Annotated in this window: 17 protein-coding genes; 8 read left to right on the plus strand and 9 right to left on the minus strand. The window is 67.3% G+C overall.

Annotated elements, in window-relative coordinates; genetic code table 11:
- Positions 1 to 4: 4 nt before the first annotated feature.
- Genes mhpA through EWM63_RS03185 form a run of 6 tightly spaced genes read right to left on the minus strand, consistent with a single transcriptional unit; the run spans position 5 to position 6081 of the window.
- Positions 5 to 1585, minus strand: coding sequence for a bifunctional 3-(3-hydroxy-phenyl)propionate/3-hydroxycinnamic acid hydroxylase MhpA (gene mhpA, locus EWM63_RS03160; protein ID WP_130185239.1), 1581 nt, complete (start codon positions 1583 to 1585; stop codon positions 5 to 7).
- Positions 1582 to 2454 (minus strand): fumarylacetoacetate hydrolase family protein, encoded by an 873-nt coding sequence (locus EWM63_RS03165; RefSeq protein WP_130185240.1) that lies wholly within the window; start codon positions 2452 to 2454, stop codon positions 1582 to 1584. Before EWM63_RS03165 ends, mhpA begins: the two co-directional genes overlap by 4 nt.
- A 24-nt stretch (positions 2455 to 2478) precedes the next feature.
- Entirely contained in the window at positions 2479 to 3393 is a 915-nt protein-coding gene (locus tag EWM63_RS03170) for a VOC family protein (protein ID WP_130185241.1), read from the minus strand.
- Positions 3390 to 4448 carry an amidohydrolase family protein gene (locus EWM63_RS03175; RefSeq protein WP_130185242.1) on the minus strand — a complete coding sequence of 353 codons (1059 nt, stop codon included), beginning with the start codon at positions 4446 to 4448 and terminating at the stop codon, positions 3390 to 3392. Before EWM63_RS03175 ends, EWM63_RS03170 begins: the two co-directional genes overlap by 4 nt.
- A complete protein-coding gene (locus tag EWM63_RS03180; protein WP_130185243.1) occupies positions 4445 to 4894 on the minus strand; it encodes a GlcG/HbpS family heme-binding protein in 450 nt (149 codons plus the stop codon). The genes EWM63_RS03175 and EWM63_RS03180 overlap by 4 nt, the downstream gene beginning before the upstream one ends.
- A 26-nt stretch (positions 4895 to 4920) precedes the next feature.
- Positions 4921 to 6081, minus strand: a complete 1161-nt coding sequence (locus tag EWM63_RS03185; protein WP_130185244.1) for an MFS transporter — start codon at positions 6079 to 6081, stop codon at positions 4921 to 4923.
- Between the two features lie 290 nt (positions 6082 to 6371).
- On the opposite strand from EWM63_RS03185, the gene EWM63_RS03190 reads away from it, so the two are divergent.
- The 7 genes from EWM63_RS03190 to EWM63_RS03220 all read left to right on the plus strand — a co-directional run bounded on the left by EWM63_RS03190 (position 6372) and on the right by EWM63_RS03220 (position 11417).
- Positions 6372 to 8711 (plus strand): TonB-dependent receptor, encoded by a 2340-nt coding sequence (locus tag EWM63_RS03190; protein WP_130185245.1) that lies wholly within the window; start codon positions 6372 to 6374, stop codon positions 8709 to 8711.
- Positions 8712 to 8816: 105 nt separating this feature from the next.
- A complete protein-coding gene (locus tag EWM63_RS03195; RefSeq protein WP_130185246.1) occupies positions 8817 to 9215 on the plus strand; it encodes a hypothetical protein in 399 nt (132 codons plus the stop codon).
- Entirely contained in the window at positions 9215 to 9574 is a 360-nt protein-coding gene (locus EWM63_RS03200; RefSeq protein WP_130185247.1) for an ArsR/SmtB family transcription factor, read from the plus strand. Before EWM63_RS03195 ends, EWM63_RS03200 begins: the two co-directional genes overlap by 1 nt.
- On the plus strand, positions 9571 to 10002 hold the full coding sequence (locus tag EWM63_RS03205) for an SRPBCC family protein (RefSeq protein WP_229487704.1): 432 nt from the start codon (positions 9571 to 9573) through the stop codon (positions 10000 to 10002). The genes EWM63_RS03200 and EWM63_RS03205 overlap by 4 nt, the downstream gene beginning before the upstream one ends.
- A gap of 44 nt (positions 10003 to 10046) precedes the next feature.
- Positions 10047 to 10745 (plus strand): glutathione S-transferase family protein, encoded by a 699-nt coding sequence (locus tag EWM63_RS03210; RefSeq protein ID WP_130185249.1) that lies wholly within the window; start codon positions 10047 to 10049, stop codon positions 10743 to 10745.
- Position 10746: 1 nt separating this feature from the next.
- On the plus strand, positions 10747 to 11100 hold the full coding sequence (locus EWM63_RS03215) for a VOC family protein (protein ID WP_130185250.1): 354 nt from the start codon (positions 10747 to 10749) through the stop codon (positions 11098 to 11100).
- Positions 11101 to 11228: 128 nt separating this feature from the next.
- Positions 11229 to 11417 carry a hypothetical protein gene (locus EWM63_RS03220; RefSeq protein WP_130185251.1) on the plus strand — a complete coding sequence of 63 codons (189 nt, stop codon included), beginning with the start codon at positions 11229 to 11231 and terminating at the stop codon, positions 11415 to 11417.
- A gap of 131 nt (positions 11418 to 11548) precedes the next feature.
- On the opposite strand, the gene EWM63_RS03225 is transcribed toward EWM63_RS03220, so the two are convergent.
- Both EWM63_RS03225 and EWM63_RS03230 read right to left on the minus strand, forming a co-directional pair.
- Entirely contained in the window at positions 11549 to 13279 is a 1731-nt protein-coding gene (locus EWM63_RS03225; protein WP_130185252.1) for an FAD-dependent oxidoreductase, read from the minus strand.
- Between the two features lie 74 nt (positions 13280 to 13353).
- Positions 13354 to 14091 carry an SDR family oxidoreductase gene (locus EWM63_RS03230; protein WP_130185253.1) on the minus strand — a complete coding sequence of 246 codons (738 nt, stop codon included), beginning with the start codon at positions 14089 to 14091 and terminating at the stop codon, positions 13354 to 13356.
- Between the two features lie 119 nt (positions 14092 to 14210).
- Between EWM63_RS03230 and EWM63_RS03235 the strand changes: the two genes are divergently transcribed.
- A complete protein-coding gene (locus tag EWM63_RS03235) occupies positions 14211 to 15140 on the plus strand; it encodes an AraC family transcriptional regulator (protein ID WP_130185254.1) in 930 nt (309 codons plus the stop codon).
- A gap of 140 nt (positions 15141 to 15280) precedes the next feature.
- Here the strand turns inward: EWM63_RS03235 and EWM63_RS03240 are convergent, their stop codons facing one another.
- On the minus strand, positions 15281 to 15490 hold the full coding sequence (locus EWM63_RS03240; RefSeq protein ID WP_130185255.1) for a cold-shock protein: 210 nt from the start codon (positions 15488 to 15490) through the stop codon (positions 15281 to 15283).
- Positions 15491 to 15537 lie beyond the last annotated feature (47 nt).

Consider the following 15537-nt stretch of genomic DNA (forward strand, 5'->3'; position numbering starts at 1 on the left):
GCGGCTATTGCAAGCGGTCCTTCAGGCCCGCCGCCAGCGCGAGTAACCCGGCGCCATCGCCGGCCACGCCGTATACGTAGTGATCGGGCCGCACCACCGCGGCATGGACACCGTGCCGCGCCAGCCAGCCGGCCACCACGCCATCGGTTTCGCCCGTCTGCATGCGGTGCGGGCCGCTGGTGAAACCGTCTTCGCCGGGCGGCAGCGACACCAGCATGCCGAGGCTTGCCGCCACCGGCAGCAGGCCGGCAGGCAGTCCGTCGACCGGCAGGTCGGTGACGATGCGCCAGCCGGTGCCGGCGATGTCATCCAGCAGCACCGGCCCGGCCGGACCGTGCACGCGGGGCTGCGGGAACAGCCTGCCGACGCCATCGGCGGCCTTGCCGCCATCCGCGTCCAGCAGGCCGGCCGACAGCGGCGGGATGATGTCCTGCCGTGCCTGCGTTTTCACCTGGCCGCCGGCTGCATCGAGCAGCGCCGCATCGCGCGCCCGGGCCTTGACGGTATCGCGCTCGCAGATCACGGCGCCGATTTCCTTGATGCGCGTGGTCAGCTGGCGCACGTGCTCGCGGCGCTCGTCCGCATAGGTGTCGAGCAAGGTCTCATTCGCTTCGCCGCCCAGCACGGCGCGCAACTTCCACGCCAGGTTGGCCACATCGCGCACGCCCTGGCACATGCCCTGCCCCAGGAACGGCGGCTGCTGGTGCGCCGCATCGCCGGCGATGAACACTCGGCCCTTGCGCCATTCCCTGGCCACCAGCGCGTGGAAGCGGTAGCTGGCCTGGCGCCACAGCGTGGCGTCGTCGCGGCCGATCCACCGCTGCAGCACGCTCCATGCGCCCTCCTCGGTCGCCATGTATGCCGGGTCTTCGCCAGGCAGCAGCGAGATTTCCCAACGGCGGTGGTTGCCCGGCCCTATCACGTAGGTGCACGGCCGGCCGGGTTCGCAGAACTGCACGCTGGTCGACGGCAGCTTCGCCAGCCCGCGCTCGTTGACCTGCACGTCGACCACCAGCCACGGTTCGTCGAACCGCAGGTCTTCCAGTTCGATGCCGAGCGCTTCGCGCACCGCGCTGGAGGCGCCGTCGCAGCCGATCGCGTAGCGCGCCTTCACGGTGCTGCGCTCACCGCCCGCATCTTCCAGGTGCAGCGTGACACCGGCGTCATGCTGTTCCAGGCCGGTGAAACGCATGCCCAGCCTTACCTCGACATTGGGCAGCTCGCGCACGTGCCGGCGCAGCGCCGCTTCCACCGGCGGCTGCGTGAACACCATCGACGGCGTGTGGCCCAGCGGGTAAGGCGGCGCCACCGTGGCCAGCCGCTTGATCAGCTGGCCATCGACGCCGTAGTACTCGGACGGCGTGAACGGCTCGCAGAACGGCGCGATGGCGTCCGCCAGCCCGAGGTTCTGGAACACCCGCATGATCTCGTGGTCCAGCGCGATGGCACGCGGCTTCGGGTACACCTCGTCGGTGCGGTCGATCACCAGCGTGCGCAGGCCGGCCTGGCCCAGCAGCGCGGCAGCCACCGCGCCGGAAGGCCCGAAGCCGACGACCGCCACGTCGTAGTCGGGATGCGTGTTCATGCCTGTGCTTCGTCGTGGATCGTGTTGACCAGCAGGCCCACGCCCTCGATCTCGATTTCGATGGTGTCGCCATGCTTCATCCAGACAGGCGGCACGCGCGACTGGCCCACGCCGGCCGGCGTGCCCATCGCGATCACGTCGCCCGCTTCCAGCGTCACGCATTCGGACAGCAGCGCAATGGTTTCCGCCACGTCCCAGATCATGTCGCGGGTGTTCGCATCCTGCATGACTTCACCGTTCAGGCGCGACTGGATGCGCAGGCCGGCGCCGCCCGGCGGCAGCTCGTCCGCCGTGACCAGTACCGGGCCGAACGCGCCGGTGCGGTCGAAGTTCTTGCCGATCGTCCATTGCGGGGTGCGCTTCTGGAAGTCGCGTACCGAGATGTCGTTGAAGGCCGCGTAGCCGAACACGTAGTCCAGCGCGTTCTCCTTCGTGATATGGCGGCCGCGCTTGCCGATGACGACGGCCAGTTCGGCCTCGTAGTCGAGCTTTTCGGACACGCGCGGCCGTTCGGCAGCTTCGCCATGCGCCAGCAGCGACGTGGTCGAACGCAGGAAGAACCACGGGTAGACCGGCTTGTCGCGGCCGCTCTCGGCGGCGTGGTCGTAATAGTTCAGGCCCAGGCACACGGTCTTGCCCGGCTCCGGCACCACCGGCGCCAGCGCAACGCCGGCCAGCGGCTGGCGGTCGGCAGGGCCGGCCAGTTCGATGGCCCGGCGCGCGGCGGCCTGCAGGTCGATCCCCGATTGCAGCGCCTTGCGCGCATCGGCCGGCACCTCGGGTACCAGGCGATTGAGGTCGATAACGGTCTCGCCGTCGAGGATGGCCAGGCGGGCTTCGGTGCCGCTGCGGTATGAGACGAATTTCATGTGTTTCTCCTGTTGCTTGATTGATTACTTGGTGGGTTCGATGAACCGGATTTTCTTTTGCGCCTGCTTGATGCGGTCCGAGGGCGGCTTCGACACGCCCCACTGGTCGAAGCGGCCGGGCGGCCAGGTCCAGTCGGATGGCGCGCCGACCTTGTAGCTGTCGTCGACCTGCTGCACGTCGGCCGTGTATTCGATGACGAAATCGTCCGGCCCGACGAAGTACGCAAACACGTTGTTGCCGGGGCCGTGGCGGCCCACGCCCCACTCGATCGGCCAGCCGGCATCACTCATGCGGCCGGCGCCGCGCATCACCGCGTCGAGGTCGGGCATCACGAAGGCGATGTGGTTCAGCGTGTTCGAATCGGCATCGGCCAGCGCGATGCTGTGGTGGTCCGTATTGCAGCGCATGAACGCCATCACGCGAGTCCGGTCGGACAGGCGGAAACTGAGCGCCTCTTCGAAGAATTTCTGCGCGGCGGCCACGTCGGCGCTGTTGAATACCGCGTGCGTGATGCGGACCGGTGCATCCCGCTTTGCATCGCGCCCCACATCCGTGGCGACGTGGCGTTCGTCGCCATGCACGAAGCGCAGGATGCGCCCCTGCGGATCGGCGATGACGACGGCCGTGCCGCCGCCCGGCTCGTCCAGCGGTGCCGGGCCGGAAAGGACCGTGCCGCCGGCGCCGGGCGTGCGGCTGGCGATCGCCGCCAGGTCGCCGGGTGCCGCCACGCTGAAGGTCAGGTTGCGCACGTCCGGCTGCGCGCCGCGATGCAGCGACAGGATGTGGTGGAAGCTGCCGGTGCCGCGCAGGTAGACGGCGTCGCCCGTGCGGGCCACGGTTTGAAGGTGCCAGGTGCCGGTGTAGAACCGTTCGGCGGCATCGAGGTCGGTCACGCCGATCGCGATGCTGCGCAGCTGGCCGGCTGGTGCGGAAGTCATGCGGGTACTCCTTGGGAATTGATGGCGATATCGAGGGCAAGAAAGCGCGCGGCGTTGCCGGCAACGAGCCGCTCGCGCACCGATGGATCGGACACGGCGGCCTCGATGCTGGCCACCGGCCGCGCGTCGCGGAATGCAAACGGGTAATCGGTGCCGATCATCAGCGCATCGGCGCCGAAGCGCTGCAGCAGCACGCCCAGCGTGGGCGCATCGAACACCAGCGTGTCGTAGAACAGGCGCCGCGCCTGTTCCGACGGGCCGACCGGCATCGCCTCGGCCAGCGCCGGGAACACCTTGCGGGCCTGTTCGAGGCGCGGCAGCAGCATGGCCAGCGTGCCGCCGCCGTGGCTGAATGCCATGCGCAGGCGGGGATGGCGTTCCACCAGGTTCGAGGTCAGCACGGAAGCCGCCGCCAGCCCCACTTCGGTAGGATAGCCCAGTGCCTGCAGCAGGTTCGACGGGCCGACCAGCCGGTCCGCGCCGGCCGGTTTCAGCGCGTGGACGAATACCGCCACACCCTTCTCTTCGCACGCGGCGAAGAACGGCGCGAATTCGGGCGCGCCGGGCGGGCGGCCATTGATGTTGCTGCCGATCTCGATGGCGCGAAAGCCCAGCTGCCCGGTCAGGTAATCCAGCTCGGCCAGCGCCAGGTCCATGTCCTGCAGCGGCACGGCGCCCATGCCGACCAGCCGGCCTCCAGCCAGTTCCACCGCGGCCGCGATCTGGTCGTTCACGTAGCGCACCAGCTGGGCCGCCGCGCAGGGCGCCATCCAGTACGACAGCAGTTCCGGCATCGGCGAGATCGCCTGGCGGGCCAGGCCCATGTCATCCATGTCGGCGACGCGGCGGGTCGGGCTCCACGCCATCTCCGACACGGTGCGGTACACCTTCCCGGAAATTATCACGTGGCGGTGACAGGCATGGGCCGGCGCCATCGATGGCCAGTCGGCCGGCACGGCGCTGCCCAGGTAGCGGGGGAAATCATGTGGGATGAAGTGCGCATGCACGTCGATGCCGCAGGTGCAGGCCGGGTGCTCGTGAAAGCCCATCGTCATGCCGTCGCCAGTCCCGCGGCCAGCACGCCGGCGGCGCAGATCGCTTCGTCGTCCTCGCCCTTGCCGCCGCTGGCGCCGACAGCGCCGATGACGATGCCGTCGCGGACCACGGGCACCGAGCCGGCCTGTGGAATGAACTTGCCCTGGCCGGTCGCGGCCAGTGCGTTGAAGAAGGCGGGATTGCCCTGCGCGCGCCCATGCAGCACGCTGCCGGCCACGCCCATGCCGGCCGCCGCCCAGGCCTTCCCGAGCGCGATGTCGGCGCGCAGCATGCTGGCGCCATCCTCGCGCTGCAGGGCCACCAGGTGCCCGGCCCCATCCAGCACCACGACCGCCACCGGCGGCATGTTCGCGGCGCGCGCCGCGGCAAGCGCGGCATGCAGGATGCCGTTGGCTTCGGCGAGAGTCAGAGGTTGGGTCAGAGGTTGGGTCAGTGCGTGTGTCATCGGTGCTCCTTTAAAAAGCAAAGTATTCAGGCGGCCGCCGCGGCGGGCGTACGGGCCTGGCGTGCCACCAGCGCAAAACACAGCGTGGCGCAGGCGCCGACGAGCACCGCCAGCGCGGCCAGGCCGCCGAAGCCGGCGTGTGTCGCCACCGTGCCCGCCAGTGCCGGGCCGATCGCCGATCCGGTCATCATCATGGCCGGCGTGGACGCCAGCGCGCGGCCGCTCGGGTCGAGCCGGGCGATCAGGCCGAACAGGAAGGTGTGCATGAAGATCAGCACGGCCGGGTAGACGCTGGCCGCCAGCGCGTATTGCGGATAGCCGGCGGCCAGCGAGATCGTCACGGCCAGCACGGCCTGCAGCGGCGCCGCCACGAGGGCCACGCGCACCGGGTTCAGGCGCTTGTCCAGGAAGCCGGCAATGGCCGCGGGCAGCAGGTTCACCAGGCCGACCACGACCAGCAACTGGTTCACGGCTTCCTGTCCGAAGCCGCGCATGATGCCGATCCGGTCCAGCATGCTGAACGTGAGCGCCTGGTTCAGCGCCATCGCGGTAACGCCGAAAATGGCCCACCAGGCGCCGCGGGACAACCGCCCGTGCACGACATGTTCGTGCCCCGCTTTCGCATGCCGCGGGAAGGCCAGCGCCGCCAGCGCCGTCACGGCCATCAGGCCGCCCAGCACCTTGAACAGCGTGGCGCCGCCATGCGTTGCGATCGCCGGCGGCACAGCAGCGTAGAACACCACGGCGCCGATGCCCAGCGCGGTGCCGGCCAGCGCGAATAGCCGGTGCGGATCGGCGCTGCGGCCGATGGTGCCGTGCGTGACCGACAGCGCGGTACCCGCAGCCAAGCCGGCGACCAGGTGCAGCAAGGCCAGGATGCCGAAGTCTGGCGTGAAGGCGGCACCTGCGAATGCCAGCGCGGCGATGCCATAGCCGCCTGCGACGCAGGCAGTGCGCGGCAGCCGGCCAAACCGGGGCGCCGTGAACAGGCTGGCGGCCACCGCGCCGGCCAGGAAGGCGGTGACCGTGATACCTGCCTGTTCGAGACTGAACTGGTAGTGCTGGACCAGCGCACCGACCCAGACGGGCAGCGCGACCAGGTCGACCATGCCGGTAAAGTGGCACAGCATGAGGATGCCGCGGCCGCGCCAGGTCTCCGGCGCACGCCCTTGAGCGAGGTTCTGCATGGTTGTCTCCACATTGTTGTGACGTTCTTGTGGAATCAACGATATCAGCGGCCCTGTCAAAACCGAACGCCTGAGTTTTGATACGACGTATCACCGATTGCGATCGTTCGGGGCGCCAGCCATCACCTGCGGCACGCGATAGCAGGTATCAGGAATTACGGCTTCAGGCCGCCGAAACGCCGAACCTATACTCGCCTCAATCGACCGGGGCTGGCCGGCCCCGGGCCGGGACAGCACCAGCGTCGCACACATCTAGCCGGCACAGATCCGGCAATTACCCAGGAGACAAGATGCGCATCCATGTTTACCAGCCGGCCATCGGCCAGCTCACCATCCTCGCCATGAGCCTTGCAGCCATCCAGCCAGCACTCGCCCAGGAGGCCGCGGCCCCCGCCGCGGAAACGGCTGCCGTCGTGGAACCGGCTGCCGCCGTTGCAGCGCCATCGAAACGGGATAGCGGCATCGAGACCGTCGTCGTTACGGCGCAGAAGCGCACGCAGAACATCAAGGAAGTCCCGCTGGCGATCACCGTCGTCAATGCCGCGCAGCTGGAGCGCGCCGGCGTCAAGGACATCGGCGACCTGGCCAAGACCGCCGCCGCACTGGAGTTCGGCGACCAGAGTTCGACCAGCGGCCCGGGCGGCAGCGCGTCGATCCGCGGCATCGGCACGGCCGTGATGACCACGTCGGCCGAGGGTTCGGTCGGCGTGGTGGTGGATGGCGTGCCGCAGGGATCGACGGCCAGTGGCCTGATGCTCGACCTGGCGCGGGTGGAGGTGCTGCGCGGGCCGCAGGGCACGCTGTTCGGCAAGAACGCCTCGGCGGGCGTACTCAATATGTCGACCCAGGCGCCGATGATCGGCGACACCGGCGGCAACGTGCAGCTCGAGTACAAGGGCACCTACGGCGCCGCCGTGCGCTCGACGGTCAACCTGCCGATCAACGAGATCTCGGCGCTGCGCGTTTCCGGCCTGGTCGAACGCAACAAGGGCGTGTACCACAATGTCCACAACGACAAGGACAGCGTGGCCGACAACGCGGGCATCCGCCTGCGCTACCTGCTGCGCCCGAACAGCGACCTGTCCATCAACGTGATCGGCGAGGCTTCGAACACCCGTGTCGATTACGCGACATTCTTTGCGCCGGCAATCGCGAACGTCACCAACACGGCGGGCAACCACCGGCCGCTGGCCGAGTTCGCCGCCTGCGGCGTGACGGTGTCGCGCACCAACAACCAGATCTGCAGCGATGCGACGGAACTCTCGCACAGCAAGGTGCGCGGCCTTTCCGGCCAGGTCGACTGGACCCTCGCCAATGGCTCGACGCTGACTTCCATCACTGCCTGGCGCGAGCGCAACGTGGGCCCGAACTCCAGCGGTATCGACATGTCGCTCGGCTACGACAAGATCCGCAACCTGACACCGGCACAGGAATCGAAACAGTTTTCGCAGGAGCTGCGCATTGCCTCGCCGAGCGGCCGGCAACTGGAGTACGTGGCGGGCCTGTTCTACGCGGACTCGAAGATCGACAAGCAGACCATCACGACGATCCAGCCCAACCCCGCGCTGCCCGCCGCCGTGCCCCGCTCGATCGTCACCGACACGACCGAACACGCGCAGATGACGACCAAAGCGGTATTCGGCCAGGCCACGTGGCGCTTCACGCCGGCCACCAGCCTGATCGCCGGGCTGCGTTACACCAGGGATGCGGTATCGGCCAGCTATATCGAAGGCAGTACCGTGAACTTCGCTGCGTTCAGCGTGCCGACCACGGTCAAGACTGCCAGCGGCGATACGAACGAGACCAACGTCTCCGGCAAGGTGGGCCTGCAGCACACGTTCTCGAAACAGGCCAACGTGTACGCGACGCTGAGCCGCGGCTACAAGGGCCCGCAGGTCGACAACGCGTCGCCCGTCAGTGCCGCCACCGCGGCGGGGGCCTACTCGGGCAAGCTGGTCAATCCGGAATTGCCGACGAGCGTGGAAGTGGGCACGAAACTGTCGCTGCTGGACCGCAGGCTCGATGTCGACCTGGCCGTGTTCCACACGAAGATCAAGGATTTCCAGGAGCAGAACTGCACGCTCACTGCGGTGGGCGCCTTGAGCTGCATTCCGCTGAACGTGCCGGAAGTGACCAGCAAGGGCTTCGAGGCCGACCTGCGCGCCCGCCCGCTGCCGCAACTGCAACTGGGCCTGTCGATGGCCGTGATCCTGGACACCGCCTACCCGACGGGCTTCATCTTCGATGGCCAGGACGTGGGCGGCAGGCGCCTGCTGTACTCGCCGAAGCAGAAGGTCACCGCGTCGGCCGACTACAGCTGGGACCTGCCGGGCGAGTACGAACTGCGCCTGGGCGGCGACCTGGTGTACAAGAGCCGCGTGCGTTATTGCAATTCCATCGACGACAACTGCAGCTTCCGCGGCCACACGATCTCGTCGCTGCGCCTGTCGCTGAACGCGCCGGACAACAAATGGAGTGCGCAACTGTATGCGCGCAACCTGAACGACACGCGGGTGCCCAACGCCATCATCTACCCGCTGCCGGGCAAGGGCGCCGGGTCCGGCTTTGCCTATGGCCTGGGCGAAAACTCGTTCCGGCGCGTGGGGGTGACGGTCGATTACCGGTTCTGAGCGGGTGGAATAGTGGTTGAGTAATGGCCGGCATGTGCCGGCCTTCCCCGGTGCTCCGTCCTATATCTGCTTTGGCTTTGACAAATGCTGTTTCGACAGGAGCACGTGGCAACCGCCAACGGTCCTGGTCTTACCCAGCCGTTCTACATATTGCTGATGCTCGCTCGGGAACATGGCATGTTTGGCAAAATACTCGTACTGCGTTGTATAGCCCGCAAACACCTGGTTGCGGGCATAAAACTTCCTTATCAGCTCGATCGCAAGATTTCCTCCATCATCGGTTCCGAATTTCGGCAATCGAAAACTGGACGACTGCTCGCGCAATACGTCGATCCAGCCGATACCATACTGGGCCCCATGCGCGAAATCGAGCCAATCAATGAGCTCTGCTGTTTTAACTGCCTGCGAACAGGGAAAGGTGATCCGTCTCGCCTCCAGGACAACCCGACGCCGTGGCGCAAGTTCACCTTGAAACGCCAAACACTTCACCCTATAGTGAACTGATGCAAACGGACAGGCTCGACACGATCTACCGTGCGCTGGGCGATCCATCCCGGCGGGCCATGCTGCGGCGGCTGGCGCATGCACGGTCGCTTACGGTAAGCGAACTGGCGGCACCGTTGCCGCTGGCGATGCCGACCGTGCTCAAGCACTTGAGCGTGCTGGAGCGTGCCGCGCTGGTGTCGCGGCACAAGACCGGCCGCACCGTCACCGTGACGCTGCAGCCGGCCGCCATGGCCGAGGCGATGGCATGGCTGCAGCGCACCGAAACGTTCTGGACGAGCCGCCTGGACCGGCTTGCCGCCTTCGTCGCCGTCCCGGAGCCAACCGGGCCACCTGCATCCGGGGAGGATTCTTCGTGACCAGCCTGACCATCGTCCGCATCATCGAGGCACCGCCCCCGGCCGTCTTTGCCGCATTCGTCGAACCCGACAAGATCGCATTGTGGTGGGGGCCGGACGACGGGCCGGTCACATACGCGGAGGTCGATGCGCGCCCCGGCGGCCGCTTCCATGTGCGCTTCCGCATGCTGGACGGCAGCGAGCACGGCTGCTTCGGCGACTTCGAGGTATTCGAGCCGCCGCACCGCCTTGCCATGAGCTGGTCGTGGGAAGGCGAGGACTCACCGCCATCACGCGTGCAGGCCACATTCGAGCCGGTCGGCGCGGGGTACACCGAGCTGACCTTCGTCCATGCGCTGCTCCGGGACGACGCCACGCGCGACAGCCACGAGCGGGGCTGGAACGGCGCGCTCGACAAGTTGCAGCACAAGGCGCGGGCGCTGTCCTAGATGAGAACGCATACGCACGCCGACATGCACCTGGAGGACATCCGATGATCATCGTCACAGCAATGAAATGGGCACCACCGTTCGCCGCCGGCCAGGTACGCGACCACCGCGCACGCTGGATCCTCAACGAAGTGGGCTGGCCCTACGAGGTCCGGCTGGTGGATGCGCCGACCATGAAATCGGCAGAGTATTGCGGCGCGTTGCAGCCATTCGGCCAGCTACCCGTGCTGCAGGAGGATGGCCGGCCGCCCGTCTTCGAGAGCGGCGCGATCGTGCTCGACGTCGCCATGCGCGCCGGCCGATTCATCGGTGCCGAGGGCACACCCGAGCGCGCCGCCGCGCTCCAATGGGTGATTGCCGGCCTGAACTCGCTCGAACCCGTGCTGTTCAACGTGGCCGAGGTCGAATACTTCATGGACGACGAAGAGGTGAAGACAGCCAGGCGCCCGGTCGTCGTGCGGCAGGCGAAAGAGCGGCTGTCGATGCTCGAGCATGCGCGCGCCGGGCGCGACTGGTTCGTGGGCGATGGCTTCACCGTCGCCGACCTGATGCTCGCCTCCATCCTCAAGATTGCCGACCGGCTCTCGCTGCTCGACGAGCTGCCGGCACTGGCCGCCTGGCATCGCTCGATCCTCGCCCGCCCCGCACACGTTCGGGCCGAGGAAGACCAGAAAGCCGAGATCGCCCGCCACACGCCTGCGGACATGCGCTACAGCGAACTCGCACAACAGGAAGGAGCCTGACATGAGCATCGATAACGCATTGGCCAGCGTGGCCGTGAAGGACATCGACAAGGCCGCGGCCTGGTACACGGAACTCCTGGGATCCAGCGGCCACCGGCCCATGCCCGAAGTCGAGGAATGGATGTTTCCCCGCGGCGGCGGGCTGCAGGTCTACCAGGGCGCCGAACGCGCCGGCAATTGCTCGTTCACGCTGGCGGTCAGCGACATCGAAGCCGTTGCGCAAAAGCTGGCCGCGATGGGCGTGCCGCCTGGCGCCCGCACCAGCAACGAGCGCGTGAAGACACTGATGATCAAGGACCCGGACGGCAACAGCATCGCCATTGCCGAGGCGCTCGATCCCGCGATTGCGAGGTAGGCAGCTCGCACCAGACGGTAAAACACATCGCCCGGGCCGAACGTGCTATGGTGGAAGCATCTGCACGTTCCGCGAAGTGAATTAACGCCTCTTCTCCGCGCCACTGTGATTTCACAGGAGAAGAAGCCATGTTCCCCACCCTTGCCTACGTCTGCAGGCGAAAGAATTACGTCCAGGCCGCGTATGTGAATGCCGCCCTCGCTCTGCATAACGAAAACAATTCCGAAAAACTGAAGGCACTGCTCTACAGCCAGGGCGTCCCCGAAGACGTGATTGCACGAGTACTGTTCATGGGCGGTCCAGCCAGGAAACCGTAAGGCCCCCTGGCAGGCAACCGGCCGCCGGCGCACACCGGCGACTGATGTGTCATGCCTGCGCACTGCCGGCATGAATGGCTCCGCGAACAACACGCTCGACAATGAAAGCGCGCCCTGGTCCCTGCGCGGCGCTACTGCATTGCCGCCAGGTAGCCGTGAATCTGCGCCACCACCTGGGCGCCCTCGCCCACGCCGGCCGCCACGCGTTTCGTCGACCCCGACCGCACGTCGCCGATGGCGAACACGCCCGGCACGCTGGTTTCCAGCGCCGCGCGTGCGCTTTCGCTTCCTCCTGCGGCCGGCGCCACCACCGCCGCGCCGGTGCGGATGAAGCCCTGCGCATCGACGTCCACGCCGCAGTCGCCCAGCCAGTCCGTGTTCGGGTCGGCGCCGATGAACAGGAATACCCGGCATACCGCGCATTCCCGTTCGCCAAGCGAGCGGTTGTTGCGCCAGCGGACCGCCTGCAAGCCTTCGTCATCGCCTTCCAGCGCCACGATCTCCGTATGCGGGTGCACCTCGATGTTGGGCGTGGCGCGGATGCGCTCGATCAGGTACGTCGACATGGTGGCCTTCAGGCCGTCGCCGCGCACGAGCATGTGCACTTTCGCCGCATGGGCCGACAGGAACACGGCCGCCTGTCCCGCCGAATTGCCTCCGCCGACGAGGATCACCTCGGCGCCGGCGCACAGGTTCGCCTCGATGCGCGACGCCCAGTAGTAGATGCCGCGGCCTTCGAACTGCCTGATGTTCGCCAGCGACGGCCGGCGGTAACGGGCGCCGCACGACAGCACCACGGTGCGGCCCCGCACGCGCTGGCCGTCGGCCAGCTCGATCGCCAGCGGCGACGCATCGCACACCAGCCGCGCGGCCACCATCGGTATCGCCACCTCGACGCCGAACTTCATCGCCTGCACGTAGGCGCGGCCGGCCAGCGCGCCGCCCGAGATCCCGGTGGGGAAGCCCAGGTAATTCTCGATGCGCGCGCTGGCCGCCGCCTGCCCGCCGTACGCGCGCTGCTCCAGCGCCAGCACGGACAGGCCCTCCGAGGCAGCATACACGGCGGTGGCCAGACCGGCAGGTCCGGCGCCGACCACGATCACGTCCCAAACCTTGTCGGCCGGCAGGTCCGGCAGCATGCCGAGGCAGCGGCCCATGTCCGCGTTGGAGGGGTTCATCTTCACGCTGCCGTCCGGGCACACGACCAGTGGCCAGTCGTCCGCCGTGGGCTGGTAGTGTTCGCACAGCGCCTGCGCGTCATGGTTCTCGCGCGGGTCAAGCACCGTATGCGGGTGGCCGTTCGCCGTCAGGAAGCTTTGCAGGTGGAACACGTTCGGGTGACCCGGCGGCCCCACCAGCACCGGGCCGCCCGAGCCGGATTCGATCAGGTTCACGCGGCGCAGGATCAGTGCCCGCACGATGCGTTCGCCCAGCTCCGCTTCCGCGATCACGAGAGCACGCAGCTGGTCGGCCGGAATGACGAGCGCTTCCACGCGGCCGAGCGCCGTCACGTTCACCAGCGACGGCCGGCCGGCCAGTTGCGACACCTCGGCCGTGAACTCGCCCGGGCCATGCTCGACGATCAGGGCCGAGTTGCCCAGCCCGTCGTAGCGGTGCGACGCCATGCGGCCGGCCAGCACCAGCACCATGCCGAACGGCGTGAAGCCCGCCTCGAGGATGCGCACGCCATCGTCGTAGGTGCACACGGTGCCGAAGCGCATGAGGCGCCTGATCTCGTGTTCCGCCAGCACCGGAAAGATCTGGTGCCGGCGTTGTTCGATCGAGGCCGCGATCGCGGGTACCTGCTCGTCGCGGCTCCCTTCGGGCGTGAATTGCGGAGAGTTGAACTGCCGGTTTGCCATGCTCGCTCCAGTTGGATATGGATTCCGGCAGTGTAGCGGATGGCGCGCACTGTTCAGCGCCGCCGCGCCGGCCGTCAGTACGGGCTGGCGGTCGGCCGCACGATGATCTCGCTGACGTCCACGTCGGCCGGCTGCTCGATCGCGAAGTGGATCGTGCGGGCGATCGCCTCGGGCTTGATGGCGATCCGCCGGAAGGCGCGCATCTCCTCGCGCCCGCCCGGGTCCGAAATCGACTCGGCCAGCTCCGATTCCACCACCCCCGGCGACACCACGGTGACGCGGATATCGCCGCCCACTTCCTGGCGCAACCCTTCCGAGATCGCGGCGACGGCGAACTTGGTGGCGCAATACACGGCGGCCGTGGGGCTGACCGTGTAGGCGCCGATCGACGCCATGTTGATGATCTGCCCGCTCCGCTGCCGCTGCATCACCGGCAGCGTCGCGGCGATGCCGTGCAGCACGCCGCGCACGTTCACGTCGATCATGCGGTTCCATTCGTCGACCTTGAGCGCCTCGAGCTTCGACAACGGCATCACGCCGGCGTTGTTGACGATGACGTCCACGCGGCCATGGCGTTCGAGGGCGAAATCGACGAACGCCTGCATGCTTTCCAGGCTTGTCACATCGAGCTCGCGGACCGCCGCCGAACCGCCTTCGGCGTTGATGCGGGCGGCCAGTTCCTCGAGCCGCCCGGTGCGGCGCGCCCCCAGGACCACGTGCATGCCGCGTGCGGCAAGGTGGATGGCCGTGGCCTCGCCGATGCCGCTGCTGGCGCCGGTGATCAGGACGACTTTCCGTTCTGCTGCATTCATGGTGTTCTCCTTGTTCGTTGCGATGGAAGAAGTATGCCGGCCGCTGGCGCAATGAAAAATATCGATTAATATCTGCCGATTGCCCGATTCTCCAAACCCGCACCTGCACGCTTTCATCCATGAACGACTCGCGACAACGCCGCATCGTCAGCCTGCTCGAACGGCTGGCGCCCCATGAAGGCTATACGCTGTCGGCCCTGCCCGGCCTGAAATTCATGCGCGCCAACGAGAGCATCGCGCGCACGCCCGTCATGTACGACCCCTGCATCGTCATCGTCTGCCAGGGCCGCAAGCGCGGGTTCACCGGGGGTCAAGGCTATGTCTATGACGCTCACCATTACCTGGTGCTGTCCGTGCCGCTGCCGTTCGAGTCCGAGACCGAGGCCAGTCCCGCCGAACCGATGCTGGCCGTGTCCGTGCCGATCGACCTGAAGGTGGCCGCGGAACTGGTGCTGGCGCTGGAACAGCGGCATCGCCAGCGCGCCGCGCCCGCCGGCATCGTGTCCACGCCGCTCGATGAGCGGATGAGCGATACGCTGCTGCGGCTGCTGGAGGCGCTGCAATCGGACACCGAAGCGGCCATCCTGGGCCCGGGCATCGTGCGCGAACTGGTTTACCGGGTGCTCGTCGGCCCGCAGGGGGGCGCCATCCACGCCGCGCTCACGCAGCAAAGCCAGTTCGGGAAGATCGGCAAGGCGCTGCGGCGCATCCATGCGAACTACGACCGGCCCATCGACGTGGGCACGCTGGCCAGCGAGGCGGGCATGAGCCTGGCCGCCTTCCACGCGCATTTCAAGGCCGTCACGCAAACGACGCCGATCCAGTACCTGAAGACGACGCGCCTGCACAAGGCACGACTGCTGATGGTGCAGGATGGCCTGAACGCGGCCACCGCCTGCCACCGGGTGGGCTATGAAAGCAGTTCCCAGTTCAGCCGCGAATTCAAGCGCTTCTTCGGCCGCACGCCGGCGCACGAGGCGGCGGAAATGAAGAATGCGCTGGTGCAGATGCCGGCGCAGCCGCCAAACGGGCATGCCGCGATGCCGTAGCAGGGAACACCCATGTGTTCAAGTCCGCAATGCAAAAGCCCACCGTGAGGTGGGCTTTTGCATTGCGGGCCTGGCACCGCTGCGGCGCCCACGCTATCTGCGTGGTGCGGGCCGCGAGTGCCGGTCCGGCCGATCAGATATCAGATCGCGCGGATATTGCCGGCTTTCTCGCCTTTAGGGCCGGTCGAGCGTTCGAACGACACGCGCTGGTTTTCGGACAGGCTCTTGAAGCCTTCCGACTGGATGTCCTGGAAGTGTGCGAACAGGTCACCGCCGCCAGCATCAGGCGTAATGAAGCCGAAGCCCTTGGAATCGTTGAACCATTTTACGGTGCCGGTTTGAGTAGTCATTTTATTTAGTCCTTTAAATATTGCATGGGCAAAGACGCCCGGTATGC

This window comes from Pseudoduganella lutea, from assembly GCF_004209755.1.
GTDB lineage: Bacteria > Pseudomonadota > Gammaproteobacteria > Burkholderiales > Burkholderiaceae_D > Rugamonas > Rugamonas lutea.

Excerpts from the sequence above, each read along its gene's own strand:
- EWM63_RS03200 (WP_130185247.1), top strand. The coding sequence starts at position 9,215 with ATGCAAACGGACAGGCTCGACACGATCTACCGTGCGCTGGGCGATCCA.
- EWM63_RS03185 (WP_130185244.1), bottom strand. The coding sequence starts at position 6,081 with ATGCAGAACCTCGCTCAAGGGCGTGCGCCGGAGACCTGGCGCGGCCGC.
- EWM63_RS03220 (WP_130185251.1), top strand. The coding sequence starts at position 11,229 with ATGTTCCCCACCCTTGCCTACGTCTGCAGGCGAAAGAATTACGTCCAG.
- EWM63_RS03215 (WP_130185250.1), top strand. The coding sequence starts at position 10,747 with ATGAGCATCGATAACGCATTGGCCAGCGTGGCCGTGAAGGACATCGAC.
- EWM63_RS03175 (WP_130185242.1), bottom strand. The coding sequence starts at position 4,448 with ATGACGATGGGCTTTCACGAGCACCCGGCCTGCACCTGCGGCATCGAC.
- EWM63_RS03170 (WP_130185241.1), bottom strand. The coding sequence starts at position 3,393 with ATGACTTCCGCACCAGCCGGCCAGCTGCGCAGCATCGCGATCGGCGTG.
- EWM63_RS03230 (WP_130185253.1), bottom strand. The coding sequence starts at position 14,091 with ATGAATGCAGCAGAACGGAAAGTCGTCCTGATCACCGGCGCCAGCAGC.
- EWM63_RS03235 (WP_130185254.1), top strand. The coding sequence starts at position 14,211 with ATGAACGACTCGCGACAACGCCGCATCGTCAGCCTGCTCGAACGGCTG.
- EWM63_RS03190 (WP_130185245.1), top strand. The coding sequence starts at position 6,372 with ATGCGCATCCATGTTTACCAGCCGGCCATCGGCCAGCTCACCATCCTC.
- EWM63_RS03165 (WP_130185240.1), bottom strand. The coding sequence starts at position 2,454 with ATGAAATTCGTCTCATACCGCAGCGGCACCGAAGCCCGCCTGGCCATC.
- EWM63_RS03225 (WP_130185252.1), bottom strand. The coding sequence starts at position 13,279 with ATGGCAAACCGGCAGTTCAACTCTCCGCAATTCACGCCCGAAGGGAGC.
- EWM63_RS03210 (WP_130185249.1), top strand. The coding sequence starts at position 10,047 with ATGATCATCGTCACAGCAATGAAATGGGCACCACCGTTCGCCGCCGGC.
- EWM63_RS03180 (WP_130185243.1), bottom strand. The coding sequence starts at position 4,894 with ATGACACACGCACTGACCCAACCTCTGACCCAACCTCTGACTCTCGCC.
- mhpA (WP_130185239.1), bottom strand. The coding sequence starts at position 1,585 with ATGAACACGCATCCCGACTACGACGTGGCGGTCGTCGGCTTCGGGCCT.
- EWM63_RS03240 (WP_130185255.1), bottom strand. The coding sequence starts at position 15,490 with ATGACTACTCAAACCGGCACCGTAAAATGGTTCAACGATTCCAAGGGC.